Below are 12,347 nucleotides of genomic sequence, written 5' to 3' on the forward strand. Positions count from 1 at the left end.
GGCGACCCGCTACGACAGGTGCCCGAAGGTCTTCCTGTCAGCCATCGCCCTCGCAGCACTCGTCATCTATTGGCTATGAGCCCTGACCCTAGCTCGGATCAAAAGGGACAGGTTTTGCTGCGTTCAGCAAGGGGCACGGGATCGAATGAGGAATTGGAAACTGTCGTCGTCACCCTTATCAACCGCTTCGAACAAACGGCCCAGCCAAGCCTCATCAAAGGATAATTCGGCGGTTCCGCGCCGGAAGAATACAGATCCTTTGGTAACGGCTCGACGAAATCCGCGCATCAGGGTTTCTGCGGCGTATCTGAGCATCTGCCGGGTCAGCCAGCAGCAGAGCGCAGGCCTGACCCAATTCAACACGCGAGGATGATCGGGTCTGCAGTGCAACCACGCGTAGATGATTGACGAACTGCATCGCCCGCTCCAGCAGCTCGGGCGCACCGAGAGGGTGGACGTCTTCCCTTTTATTTAAACTGCCTGCCTGCATCATGATATGGGACCACTTCAAAACGCAAAGCCTTACAATTGTGCTAAGGCTTAATCCGGACAGCCACTGATCTGCAAAATGTAATAACCCGGCAGGTACAGCATTGCGGTCCCGGGATCGCACCCTACTCAGACTGGTAGCAATAACGAACGCGCTTTGCCAGTTCCCAGGGTAAAACTAACAAGAATCGTCGGGATTTCGGTTAGTTAACTGAAGGCAAAGGGTAATCCGTCGATTTTGGAACAGTTCTAAAAAATGTTAAGATCAACCATCGAAAACCTCGTCCATGCAAGACGAACATGAAGCCAGGGAGACCATTTATGAAGGGTGACAAAAAGGTAATCGATTATCTGAACAAAGCGCTTCGGCACGAACTGACAGCCGTCAGCCAATACTGGCTTCACTACCGCCTCCAGGATGACTGGGGACTTGGGAGCATGGCCAAGAAAAGCCGGGAAGAATCCATTGAGGAGATGGAACACGCCGACAAATTGATCGAGCGGATCATTTTCCTTGAGGGCCATCCCAACCTGCAAAAACTGGACCCGCTAAGGATCGGAGAGAATCCACGTGAAACTCTGGAATGCGATTTGGCTGCTGAGCAAAGCGCTCGTTCCCTCTATAAGGAAGCGCGAGATGTCTGCAAAGCCGCAGGTGACTATGTTTCCATGGGTTTGTTCGAAAGCTTGATGTCAGACGAAGAAGGCCACATTGATTTCCTCGAAACGCAGTTGGAACTCTATGACCGCGTCGGACCCGAGTTGTTTGCTCAACTGAACGCCACCAAGATGGAAGATGTCGAATAAACCGCGCTGACACCCATTGGCGTGTAGCTTTTCAAGAAATCCAGCATTTTCTTCGGTAAAGCATCATCGCTCCACGAATGTCGTATTATTTCGCAGAAGATCGCCAAATTATGACACTTCAATGCGCGCATCTCGCGGCTGCAAATCCGACTCATAAAAGAGAGAATTTGTTAAATTATTGGACCGAAAGGATGTTGCTCGGCTCCGTATTTAGGGCCGCAAAACCTTTCTTTTGAAGGCTGTTACCCGACCATTGTTTTTTTCAGTACCAAAAAAGTCATCATGCCCAGCGGGGGAATCTGTCTTTGTTCTTCGACTGAGAGCGCATCCTCTTTCAGCACCGTTTCAATCTCAAAATCGGAATGCCAGCCGATTGTATTTGCAAGTGGCGAAAACACCCTTTCAAGAGAAGCAAGCAGTCCCCGCTCTCGTTGGAAATGGTTCGTAATCACTACTTTGCCACCCGGTTTGCAGACCCTTGCTATCTCCGTCATCACCCTTTCCGGTTCCGGAACGACGGACAGAACGTGCATTGCCACAACCGTATCGAAATGGTTCTCTGGAAAATCAAGCGCGCGGGCGTCCATTTGCCTCAACTCTGTGACATGGCTGAGTGACATAGCTTTTACCTTGTCGCGGGCTTTTTGCAGCATCTCCTCGCTGAAATCGATCCCGGTCACTTGCGTCTCGGGCCCGTAATGCTCCAGTGACAGCCCGGTGCCGACGCCAACTTCAAGAACCTTTCCAGCGCGTTTGTTTATATATTCAACCGCGTGTTGCCGCCCGGCATTGGTGATAGCTCCAAACGTCTTGTCATAGACGGGTGCCCAGCGAGCATAGGAAGTTTGAACGGCTTTAATGTCCATATCGAGTCCTTAACGGTTAGAAGTAGTTTCCCTGTCGAGCCATGCCCACGCGACCATCACCACATATGTGAGACAGAGTGCGATCAGCGTGACCCAGGCAAAGGTCAGGAGCGCGGCACCTGCAACGGCGACGCCAATGAGGAAGTATTTTACGTTTTCACGGGAGATCCTTGTGGTCTTGAATGACCAAGTCGGTATGTGGCTGACAAGTAGAAGACCGATTGTCACCATGTAGAGGCAAATAAAAATACTGGGCAGCAATGGGGCATCCGCGAAAGCGAAGGACAGATACATTGGCATCATGACCAGCAGGGCTCCTGCAGGGGCGGGGACCCCCTCGAAATAGGCGCTGTCCTGATCACAGGTCTCAGATTTGCTACCCACATTGAACCGGGCAAGGCGCATGACGCAGCACACCGCAAAAAACAGGACTGCAAGCCACGCAGCACTGCGTATGTCCTGCAAGGCCCAGAAATAGAGAACGAGCGGCGGAGCCACTCCGAAGTTCAGGAAATCTGCAAGTGAGTCAAGCTCGGCCCCCAGTTTGCTGTCACTGCTGAGCAGGCGGGCAATACGTCCATCCAACCCATCCAGAACACAGGCGGCAATAATGAGCTGAACCGCAAGCACGTAGTTGCCCTGAACTCCAAATCTGATTGCTGACAAACCCGCGCAAATAGCCGTTATGGTTAACACATTGGGAAGCAAATGGATCAGCGCAAACCCTTTCTCTCCCTGTTCGGATGGTTCTGCCACTGATCCAACTACCTACTTTTCTACGGGTTTGTGCAAACTGGCAAGGACGGTCTCGCCAGCAATCATCGTTTGCCCGACACGCACCTGCGGGTCCACGCCATCGGGAAGATAGACGTCCAGCCTAGACCCGAAGCGGATCAATCCAAATCGCTCTCCGGTTTGCAGCGCGGCGCCGGGTTTTACAAAGCAGACGATCCGTCTGGCCACCAGGCCGGCAATCTGGACAACGGCAAGGTCTTGACCGTTCGTCATGCGGATACGCAGGCTATTGCGCTCGTTGTCTGCGCTGGCCTTGTCCAGGGATGCGTTGAAAAACTTGCCGGGGCGGTAAGCAACCGCGGTAACTTCACCTTCAATGGGCGTCCGGTTCACGTGACAGTTGAATACACTCATGAACACACTGACTCGGGTGAGAGGCGCATCGGTCATCCCAAGTTCGTTCGGTGGCACCGCCGCTTCGATCAGCGAAACCACCCCGTCCGCCGGACTGACGATCAACCCTTCTTCTGACGGCGGCACCCGTTCCGGGTCGCGAAAGAAATAGTAGCACCAGACCGTAAGGCCGACGCCAATCCAGCCCATTACGTCAGACAGAAGAAAAAGGCCGACCGTTATGGCGGCAAAGATTGCGACAAACCGAATACCTTCCGGGTGCATCGGCTTGATGAACGTATCGCGCATGCGCATCGCAAAATTTCCCTCAGGTCAATTGACGGCTCTTTCATAAGTGGATTGGTAAGGAACGCAAGTGGGACCACCCATGCCGGTGCCAATCAATGGTAGCTTGGAAGATTTTTTTCGGTGCAATAGACACGAAACTCGCTTCGTGACCACTAGTCATTTAGATTTCGCTACGCAACTGATGCAATCAGTTGGAGAGACATTGGTAACGGATGATGAGGAAATGCTTCACGCACCGAAGCGCTGACAGGGGTTGGGAGAAAAGTCGGTGGTCGCTGGCGGTGCTGTATTGGGCGATTTGTTTCTTAGGATTGGTTGTCCATCAACTCTCTTTGGTACCCGAATAATGCAGGCAGCCCACCCGTGTGCAGCATGACAACTTTTTGTCCGGGTTGAATTTCTCCTGCGCGCACCAAATGCAACAACCCTGCAAAGGTTTTCGCAGAATAGACAGGATCAAGGAAAATTCCTTCGGTGCGAGCCATCTTTTCCAATGCAGCTTTTGTCATTCCACTTAGTTTGCCGTAGCCGGGCGGCAGCGCATCATCCAGAACGTTGACCTTGTCCTGCAATGGCGCCGCGTCTATATCCAGCAAATCCGCCAATTTCTGCAGAACAGTATTCATTCGGACCTTTTGCTGATCGCGATTCCTGCGCACGCAGACGCCGAACACAGTGGCGGCATTCTCCTCCAGTGCTATTCCAGTCAACAAGCCTCCATGTGTTGCGCCGCTACCTGACGGTACGACGACTGCGTCGAAACTCGGCATCTGTTGGCACAATTCTTGCCCGGCGACGACATAGCCGAAGGCACCCAAGGGTGGATGGTTCAGTCCCAGGTGAATGACATAGGGTTTGCGCCCTTGAGCCTTCAGTTCTTCGGCGCGTGCATGCAACGCAGCGTCGGCACCGGCTTCGTCCTCGCCTTCGGGGTAGCTCATATGTTCGGCGCCCAGGATCCTTGCCAAAAGCACATTTCCTGAACTGTAGTACTCCTCACCCATATCCGGCACACGTTCTTCCAGTTGCAGGATGGATTGCATGCCCAATTTGGCCGCTGCTGCTGCCGCAGATCGAACAAAGTTGGACTGAACGGCGCCGGTGATCAGAACGGTATCAGCACCTTGCTGAAGTGCATCGCCAAAGTAGAACTCAAGCTGCCGCGTTTTATTTCCACCAAAGCCAAGCCCGGTCAGGTCATCGCGTTTCAGCCAAAGGTCTATGCCCAATTCCGCAGACAGTCGATCCAATCGCTCCAACGGGGTTGGACCTGTCATGAGTTGGGCCCGAGGAAATCTGTCCAGAAAATTTTTTTGTGTCATCGTCTGCCCTTCGATTTTACGCGATCGTAAATGCGCGATGAAAGAGAACACTGCAGGCTATCAACGAAACCACGCGGATAGCCGTTGTGACTAGCGATTGTGGTAAGCAAGGGCCTACCGAGCGTCCGAGAAGGCTGCCAATCAGCGTGAGCACGAGGAAGCCCCATAGTTGCGCGCCATAAGTGAAAATTTGCGTCTCTGAAACGCTGTGCAACAGAAATGCGATGCCATACGCCACCAGCGCAATGGGCTGAACCAGCTTTGCAACTTCTTTGGCTGGGCGGCCTTTTGCAATCAAACCGAAAACCATAAGAGGACCCGGTGTAGCCGCCCAAACGGTTGCCAGCCCAGACAACCCCGAAACAATCGAAAATCCCGCTGTTCCAATTGAGCGGCGCAAGGGCAGCAAGGTCGTTAGAAGCCCGATCAGCAACAGGCTGGCCGTCAAGCCAAGGACAAATGCCTCACTCAGCAAGGGGTAGACGGCGAGACCTGCAATCACTCCGACGAGGCATCCGATGATCGCCGTGCGAATTGTCTGCTCGTCGGCTTTCAGCACGTGCCGGTCTGTCGCTACCGCTGAAACAACGGTGTTCAATAGAAGCAGCACGGGAACAGCCGTCGAAGTACCAAGCAGGATCATCATTGGTGGCCCTGCGATAATGCTAAACCCGATGCCCACGCCGACTTGCAGCATTGCGCCAAGGCCGATGGCAGCCATCAGGATGGCAAGGTCAACGGACACTTATACCCCCAAGGTCCCGCGCGGTACTGCTGTCCCTTTACGCCCAAGGCATGATTCCGGCGTAGGCATTGCGCGTCGCAACGGTATGCGCCATCTGCGCCAGTGTCGTCAAATCGAAGACTGGAAGTTGCAGCACTTCCTGAAGGCGCGCGGCATATGGCGGCAAATCTGTACACTCCAGTACCAGCGACCGAATATCCGGTGCTTGGCGCTTTAATCGCAGCGCGGCCTCAAGGACTTCGGCCTCGATCAGATCAGTATCCATGCGGGTGCGCGCGTTTCGCAAAATCACCTCTGCGAATTCGCTGGTATCCTCTAACCCTTGCACCGCGACGGGAATATCGGCGGCCCCGACACCTTCGAAATGCCTCGGCGTCAGCGCTGACGCATCAGCGGTCAGCACGCCCACTGGAGCATTCGCTCCGGTCATGTGGAATGCCAGAGGCACCTGGATCAGGCTGGATGCGAAGACAGGCACCGAGACTGCCGCCGCCAGTTCCTTTTGAAACAATGCCAGAAAACCGCAGCTTCCGGTGATGGCCCGAACGCCCTCGGCCTCGAGCCGTTTTGCGCCCTCAATAAACGGAGCGAGCAATTCGGGGGTTGGATTGTTTAGCAGGGTAGGGACGGTGACGCCGTCGATCATTTCGTAGAGCACCGGAAACGGCAGGCTGGACGGGTTCTTTATGTGCCCGGGTGGTTTCGGGAAATAGCTTTCAAGGCACAAGACCCCGATTGAAGCCCCGCAGATATTCTGGCCGCCCGTGTAAATTGGCATGGTGCTCAAGTCCTTTCGATGCGGAAGTTAAAACCGGGCCAACGAATATGGCGCCAGATCGATATTCGGCCTGCGCCCTGACACAAGATCGGCCACAAGCTCACCGGTCTTCGGGGCCATCATAAGCCCGTAATGAGAATGCCCGAATGCAGCGTAGAGCCGGTCGTTGCCATTGAGCGGCCCAATTGCAGGCAGGCTGTCAGGGAAAGAGGGGCGCCGTCCCATCCAGAATCGGGCCTGACTTGTATCAAGATCCGGAACCATGGATTTGGCCTGTTCGGTCAGTATCGTTTCCTTGCGCGGATCGGCAGGGGTATTTATGCTGGCAAACTCGGCCGTGCCAGCGATCCGCAGGCCGTCTTGCATTGAACTTGCAACCACCTTTGCGTCGACATCCATGACCGAATTGTTCAGAGCGGCTGAGGGCATGGGAAACTCAACGTGGTATCCTCGTTCAGCAGCCAGGGGCACGGGCAGCCCCAGTGGTTTTAGCAGGTCAGCGGACCACACTCCGGCTGCAATGATAACATGGCGCGCGCGCAGTGTTTCGCCCAACGTGGCCAATCGCCAATCGCCGTCCTCGCCGCGGGTCAGCTTGGTGACTTCAGTCCTTACAATCTCGGCGCCTTGCGCGCGCGCTTTTTCAGCCAGAACTGCACCCACACGCCCTGGAGAGGTCGCGCGGGCCTGGCCTTTGATCACAATCGCGGCCTTGAACTCTTCTGTCAGTGCGGGTTCCATGCGCCGCAACTCCGCACCGCCAATGCGCTCCAAATCGCCGCCTTTTTCCCGGCGGATCAAATAGCCAAGCCCATCCAGGTCGGCCTCTTCCGGGTTGCGGAATGCGTGGATATAGTAGCTATCGGCGATCAGATCTTCGTGCCCGGTGCCATCCAGATGTCGACGGTACAAATCAATGGAGGGACGACACAAAACCTCCATCGCGTCCGAGACTTCGCGAACAGACTTTTCGCTGGACTTACCCAGAAAGCGCAAACCCCATGGGATCATCTTCGGCCAGAAACCCGCCCGGACCGACAGTGCGCTTTTCGGGCCCAGCAGCATTTGGGGTAGTTTCTTCCAAATACCTGGAACTGCCTGCGGAATGATCGACCAAGGTGACACCACGCCCGCATTACCGAACGAGGTCTCTTGCCCCGGTTCTCCCCGGTCCACAAGACGGACCGGTATGCCCCGCTCTTGTAGAGACAGTGCGCAACAGATTCCGACGATCCCTGCGCCGATAATGGTAACTTGCTCTGTCATCGTATCAGGCTGGAGATTGGCTGCGATTGCGCGCGATCAACTGGGTGACGATGACTGGCGAGGCCACTGCCAACGCTATTAGGTCAGCTGTCAGACTCGGGGCAACGAAGATCACCCCGGCGATTGCCATCAGAACACGCGACGCGAGGTTCAGTGGCTTCAGCCAGTAACCTACCACTGCAGCGGACAGGGCAATAACACCGGCTATGCAGCTAGCCGCGGTATATGTGAACTCCCACAGATTAAACCCGGTTGAGGACACAAACAGCAGAACCGGGGCGTAGACAAAGGCCATTGGCGCGATCACTTTGCCCAGTCCAAGGGTGAAGGCGGACAACCCTGTTCGGAACGGGTTCGAGTTGGCAATCGCCGCCGCCGCATAGGCTGAGGTGCAGACCGGAGGCGTGATTTCGGATACCACGCCGTAATAAAGTACAAACAAGTGGCTCGCGATTGGCGGAACGCCTAGTTGCGCCAGCGCAGGCTGCGCGACCGAAACCAGCATGATGTAGAGAGCCGTGGTCGGGATACCTGCACCCATCAGAATGCATACGATGGCGATGAATACCAGCGAGATGAAAAGCTGCAGGTCTTCCATCGCAAACAGCTGGAAGCTACCGAACGAGATCATGTTGTACAGATCGGACGCCAGATTGCCCGCGCCTTGCGTTACCATAAAGCCGATACGAAAGCCGATACCGGTGGTGTTGATTACGCCAACCACGATGCCCACCGCGGCAGCCGCCGCACCCACAGCCAGCGAGTATTTCACACCCAGTTCCACCGCAGCCAGCATCTCGGGCACTTCGATCCGTTTCTGCGGGTTGAGTGTCGCAACCACGGACAGGGCACACAGGATCGCCGTCATGGTCAGGTCGAATCCACCATCTGAGAATTTCCACAGCACGAAGGCGAGAAATGCTGCGGCATAGATCAACGTTGGTGGCTGTTTGATGCGCGACATGCCCGCGATCACGGCAAGAGAAATACCGCAGAAGGCGGACATGAACGGCGTATAGCCTGTGAACAGTACCACCAACAGACCGATTAGCGGTACGATATTGGCCCAGCCTTCGGCCCAAACGGCCTTGAGCTGCGGCAGTTGTTCTTTCGCCAGACCCTGCAGGTTCAGCTTGCGCGCCATCAAATGTACCACGGCGAAGACGCCGACATAGTGCAGGATAGCCGGGAAGATCGCCGCGATCACGATAGTGGTGTACGGGACCTCAAGGAACTCAGCCATGATAAAGGCCGCGGCACCCATGATCGGCGGCGTGATCTGTCCCCCCGCCGAAGACGCGGCCTCGACCCCGCCTGCAAAATGGCCGGGGTATCCAAGGCGCTTCATGTTGGGAATTGTCAGCGCGCCGGTTGATACGGTGTTGGCCACCGAAGAACCCGAGATCGTGCCGAAGAAGGCCGAGGATACCACCGACACTTTTGCCGGACCGCCAGTATAGCGGCCCGCCAAAATGGTTGCGTTGTCGATGAAAAGCTGTCCCAACCCAGTGCGCTGCGCGATCACGCCGAACAGGACGAAGTGGAACACGATGGTCGAAACCACCCAGAGTGTGACGCCGTAGATGCCTTCTTGCGGGAAATACATCGATGACACGAAGGTTTTGAAATTCACGCCGGGATGCTGCAGCAAGCCGGGGAAATACGGCCCCAGCAGAGCGTATGAGATAAACACACAGATGATCAGCGGTAGCACCCAGCCTAGCGTGCGGCGCGCAATATCCAGCACAAGAAGGATGATGACGACACCCAGAAACACGTCATATGCGTTTGGGTTGCCCATGCGGAACGTTTGTTCCTCAATTCCCAGTGCCGGGATTCCACGCCAGGCAATACCGACATAGAGCGCAGCAACGATGCCGAGCGCCATGAAGACCAGATCATAAAGGGGTATGTTGCCGATGCGGAACCGGCTGACCTTGAGGGCATAGAGGCTTTTGGCCCCGATAATAGGGATTGTCGCGTAGACCAGAATGAACAACAGGGCCAAATAGATACCCATGTGCCAGTGATCGGCAGGCAGGCCAAAACCTGCGGTGAAGAATTCGTAGAACGCAAAGATCAGGGCAACGACACGCAGCACTTTGCCAGTGGTGGGCGTAACCTGCCGAACGGCGGCGCCTTCGTCGAACTGTTCCTCAATAGCGGCCAGTTCCTCGGCCGTCAGTTCGTGGTCATCAAGTTTCTGGGTCTCGGACATGATGGCCCCCCGATTTTGCAAAATTCCAGAGTACGGTGCCCCGCGCAGGGGCACCGTCGACAGGTGTCAGTGAGGTGTGGTTACTGAAGAAGCCCGGCTTCTTTATAGAACTTCTCCGCGCCCGGATGCAGCGGAACACCCAACGCCTCGACACCGTCCAGGGCTGTGTCCGGAGTGATCTGCTTACCCTTGGCGTGGCCGTTATCCAGCAGCTTGCGGGTGTTGTCGTTCCACAGGGCCTTGGTCAACTGATAGACCAGATCCTCTGACAGGTCCGACGAAACAACCAGCATCGCGCTGACCGCGGGGGTTTTGGTTTCTCCGTCAATACCTTCGTAGACACCACCCGGAATGGCCGAGGGAATATAGGCGGGAATGATCTCATTGATCTTGGCGAGATCCTCATCGCTGAACGAATGCAAATTCATGCCCTTGGTCGAGGAGAGTTGCACCATAGCAGCAACTGGCCAGCCCGCAGCATAGAAATAGGCGTCCAGCTGACCATCGGCCAGACGCTCGGCGCTCTGGCTGTTGTTCAGCTCGGCTTCGTCCATGTTGTCGCGGTTGACGCCCCATGCGTCCAGCATTTGCAGCACGGCAACCTGCGTGCCCGAACCGGCTTGAGCAATACCAACACGTTTGCCTTCCAGATCGCCCAGATCGTTGATCGTCTGTCCGGCTGGCAGAACCAGATGCAGGTCTTCAGGAAACAGGTTGGCCACGATGCGCAGATTGGGATGAGGCTTACCCTCGAATTTACCCTCGCCCAGATACATCGAACGCGTGACGTCGGCCGCGGCCAGACCAGCCTCAAGCTCACCGTTTTGCACGGCGGCGTTGTTGAAGACCGACGCGGTTGTGGATTGCGCAATGGCGATCAGGCCGGGAACGCCACACTGCCCGCCCTCTTCGCACGGGCGTGAGCCCGGAGGAGCCGAGATGCCGTTGGCGATGGTGCCGCCAATGGGGAAATAGGTGCCGCCGGCACCACCAGTGCCGATACGGAAAAAGGTCGGGTCTTGTGCCAGCGCGGGGGCTGCCAGTGCGCCTGCCAGAGCAAGGCCAGTCAAGCATTTCGCAAATTTCATTGTCGTCTCCGTTGTTGGTTCGTTGGATTCGGTTGGTCCGAACTTCGATCCTGAAAGCCTAAAGGCAAATCGCATAAAAACAAATTTTTTATATTTCATAAAACTAAGGTTTTCCTTATGTATTGGGTATGAACTTGACGCAGCTCACTGTATTCCGAGAGGTGATGGAAACCGGCTCCATCTCTCAGACCGCCAAGAAACTGAACCGCACACAGCCCGCTATAAGTCTTGCGTTGAAGAACCTTGAAAAGACGCTGGGCTTGCCATTATTCGAACGCAAGGGAAGGCGGCTGGTGCCGGTGCCCGAGGCGCATTATCTGCTTGCCGAGACCACCGGCATCCTGGACCGACTTGCGACGATATCCAGCACAATGGAAGGGCTGATAAAAGGGCATTCCGGCAGCCTCAACATCGCAACAATGCCGGGTCCATCCGCTTTTTTGTTCCCGCGGTTTATTAGCCAATCGGTCGGTGAAAACCCAGAGATACGCATCACGTTGTCTACGCGTAGCTCACCGCAGATTATGGAGCTTGCCGGGACGCAGAACATAGATTTTGGCTTCGCAGATTTCGAACACTCGGCCGGGAAAGAGCCTCAGTATTCGGCTGAGCTGATCCGGGCGGACTGTTTTTGTGCCGTCGATCGTAACAGCCCGCTTGCTTCCCGCAAGATCTTGACAGTCTCCGATCTCGACGGGGCTCCTATGGGGGGGCTGCATGCCACTCATCCATTCCAAAGTAAAATTCGGCAAGAGTTTCAGGATGTATCTGCTAACTACAACCCAACGGTGACCTGTCAGTACTTTCTTCCGTTGATACCCTTTGTGAGCTCCGGTCAGTGTTATTCGATCGTGGATCCGTTGACTGTGGCGACTGAGCTGGAGCTAAATTTTTCGAACGGAAAGATTGCGTTCTTGCCCTTCGAGAAACCGCTCAGATACGAATATGCGCTCCTTGAGCCCGACCACCGACCACCGTCTCAGCTGGCACTAAAGATCAAAGCAGGTTGGAAAGCCGAAGTGTTGAGGATGTTGGAGCAGGTGAACGCAAACCCTAAAGCGGTATGTATTGATGAAGCTGGTGGCGAGCGTAGCTGAATTGCCGGTTCCTTTTTTTGTCTGCTGTTCGTGGTCTAGCGAGCTGCCATGTATGCATTCAACCGGTATGTATTTCATAAGAAGATGTGCTCTGCTGCATATGCCGAGTGGTGCAAGCTAGCTCGGCATAATGGGCGGCCTGACTGATGCGGCTAAGGGTGGTCAATTTTTGTCTGACAGCACCTTTCTGGCAGCACCTTGACAAGACCTCTGCATTAATTAATTTTATCAGGT

General features: G+C 55.2%; 12 protein-coding genes. 3 read left to right on the plus strand and 9 right to left on the minus strand.

All coding sequences use genetic code 11. The features are described from left to right. Both ACR1XY_RS20035 and bfr read left to right on the plus strand, forming a co-directional pair. A partial coding sequence (locus ACR1XY_RS20035) for a hypothetical protein (protein WP_480595805.1) occupies positions 1 to 225 on the plus strand: 225 nt, incomplete at its 5' end. Positions 226 to 810: 585 nt separating this feature from the next. Further along, positions 811 to 1,296, plus strand: coding sequence for a bacterioferritin (gene bfr / locus ACR1XY_RS20040; protein WP_480595807.1), 486 nt, complete (start codon positions 811 to 813; stop codon positions 1,294 to 1,296). 242 nt (positions 1,297 to 1,538) lie between these two features. Here bfr and ACR1XY_RS20045 read toward each other — a convergent pair whose 3' ends face one another. The 9 genes from ACR1XY_RS20045 to ACR1XY_RS20085 form a co-directional block, all read right to left on the minus strand. Next, positions 1,539 to 2,162, minus strand: coding sequence for a class I SAM-dependent methyltransferase (locus ACR1XY_RS20045; RefSeq protein WP_480595809.1), 624 nt, complete (start codon positions 2,160 to 2,162; stop codon positions 1,539 to 1,541). Between the two features lie 9 nt (positions 2,163 to 2,171). Continuing rightward, entirely contained in the window at positions 2,172 to 2,918 is a 747-nt protein-coding gene (pssA, locus tag ACR1XY_RS20050; RefSeq protein ID WP_480595811.1) for a CDP-diacylglycerol--serine O-phosphatidyltransferase, read from the minus strand. 12 nt (positions 2,919 to 2,930) lie between these two features. Further along, positions 2,931 to 3,605, minus strand: a complete 675-nt coding sequence (locus ACR1XY_RS20055; protein ID WP_480595813.1) for a phosphatidylserine decarboxylase — start codon at positions 3,603 to 3,605, stop codon at positions 2,931 to 2,933. 299 nt (positions 3,606 to 3,904) lie between these two features. Next, entirely contained in the window at positions 3,905 to 4,876 is a 972-nt protein-coding gene (locus ACR1XY_RS20060) for a D-cysteine desulfhydrase family protein (RefSeq protein ID WP_480595815.1), read from the minus strand. A 61-nt stretch (positions 4,877 to 4,937) separates the two neighbouring features. Continuing rightward, positions 4,938 to 5,642, minus strand: coding sequence for a TSUP family transporter (locus ACR1XY_RS20065; RefSeq protein ID WP_480595817.1), 705 nt, complete (start codon positions 5,640 to 5,642; stop codon positions 4,938 to 4,940). A 61-nt stretch (positions 5,643 to 5,703) separates the two neighbouring features. Beyond that, entirely contained in the window at positions 5,704 to 6,444 is a 741-nt protein-coding gene (locus ACR1XY_RS20070; RefSeq protein WP_480595819.1) for an aspartate/glutamate racemase family protein, read from the minus strand. Positions 6,445 to 6,471: 27 nt separating this feature from the next. Further along, positions 6,472 to 7,710 carry an NAD(P)/FAD-dependent oxidoreductase gene (locus tag ACR1XY_RS20075; RefSeq protein WP_480595821.1) on the minus strand — a complete coding sequence of 413 codons (1,239 nt, stop codon included), beginning with the start codon at positions 7,708 to 7,710 and terminating at the stop codon, positions 6,472 to 6,474. Between the two features lie 4 nt (positions 7,711 to 7,714). Further along, entirely contained in the window at positions 7,715 to 9,928 is a 2,214-nt protein-coding gene (locus ACR1XY_RS20080; RefSeq protein ID WP_480595823.1) for a TRAP transporter permease, read from the minus strand. An 80-nt stretch (positions 9,929 to 10,008) separates the two neighbouring features. Continuing rightward, entirely contained in the window at positions 10,009 to 11,016 is a 1,008-nt protein-coding gene (locus tag ACR1XY_RS20085) for a TAXI family TRAP transporter solute-binding subunit (protein WP_480595825.1), read from the minus strand. Between the two features lie 128 nt (positions 11,017 to 11,144). On the opposite strand from ACR1XY_RS20085, the gene ACR1XY_RS20090 reads away from it, so the two are divergent. Continuing rightward, positions 11,145 to 12,113, plus strand: a complete 969-nt coding sequence (locus ACR1XY_RS20090; protein WP_480595827.1) for a LysR family transcriptional regulator — start codon at positions 11,145 to 11,147, stop codon at positions 12,111 to 12,113. Positions 12,114 to 12,347: the final 234 nt, after the last annotated feature.

Source organism: Ruegeria sp. AD11(2025), assembly GCF_056542405.1.

Coding starts and splice junctions, on each gene's coding strand:
- ACR1XY_RS20080 (WP_480595823.1), bottom strand. CDS start 9,928: ATGTCCGAGACCCAGAAACTTGATGACCACGAACTGACGGCCGAGGAA.
- ACR1XY_RS20055 (WP_480595813.1), bottom strand. CDS start 3,605: ATGCGCATGCGCGATACGTTCATCAAGCCGATGCACCCGGAAGGTATT.
- ACR1XY_RS20045 (WP_480595809.1), bottom strand. CDS start 2,162: ATGGACATTAAAGCCGTTCAAACTTCCTATGCTCGCTGGGCACCCGTC.
- ACR1XY_RS20075 (WP_480595821.1), bottom strand. CDS start 7,710: ATGACAGAGCAAGTTACCATTATCGGCGCAGGGATCGTCGGAATCTGT.
- ACR1XY_RS20085 (WP_480595825.1), bottom strand. CDS start 11,016: ATGAAATTTGCGAAATGCTTGACTGGCCTTGCTCTGGCAGGCGCACTG.
- bfr (WP_480595807.1), top strand. CDS start 811: ATGAAGGGTGACAAAAAGGTAATCGATTATCTGAACAAAGCGCTTCGG.
- ACR1XY_RS20090 (WP_480595827.1), top strand. CDS start 11,145: ATGAACTTGACGCAGCTCACTGTATTCCGAGAGGTGATGGAAACCGGC.
- ACR1XY_RS20065 (WP_480595817.1), bottom strand. CDS start 5,642: ATGGCTGCCATCGGCCTTGGCGCAATGCTGCAAGTCGGCGTGGGCATC.
- ACR1XY_RS20070 (WP_480595819.1), bottom strand. CDS start 6,444: ATGCCAATTTACACGGGCGGCCAGAATATCTGCGGGGCTTCAATCGGG.
- ACR1XY_RS20060 (WP_480595815.1), bottom strand. CDS start 4,876: ATGACAGGTCCAACCCCGTTGGAGCGATTGGATCGACTGTCTGCGGAA.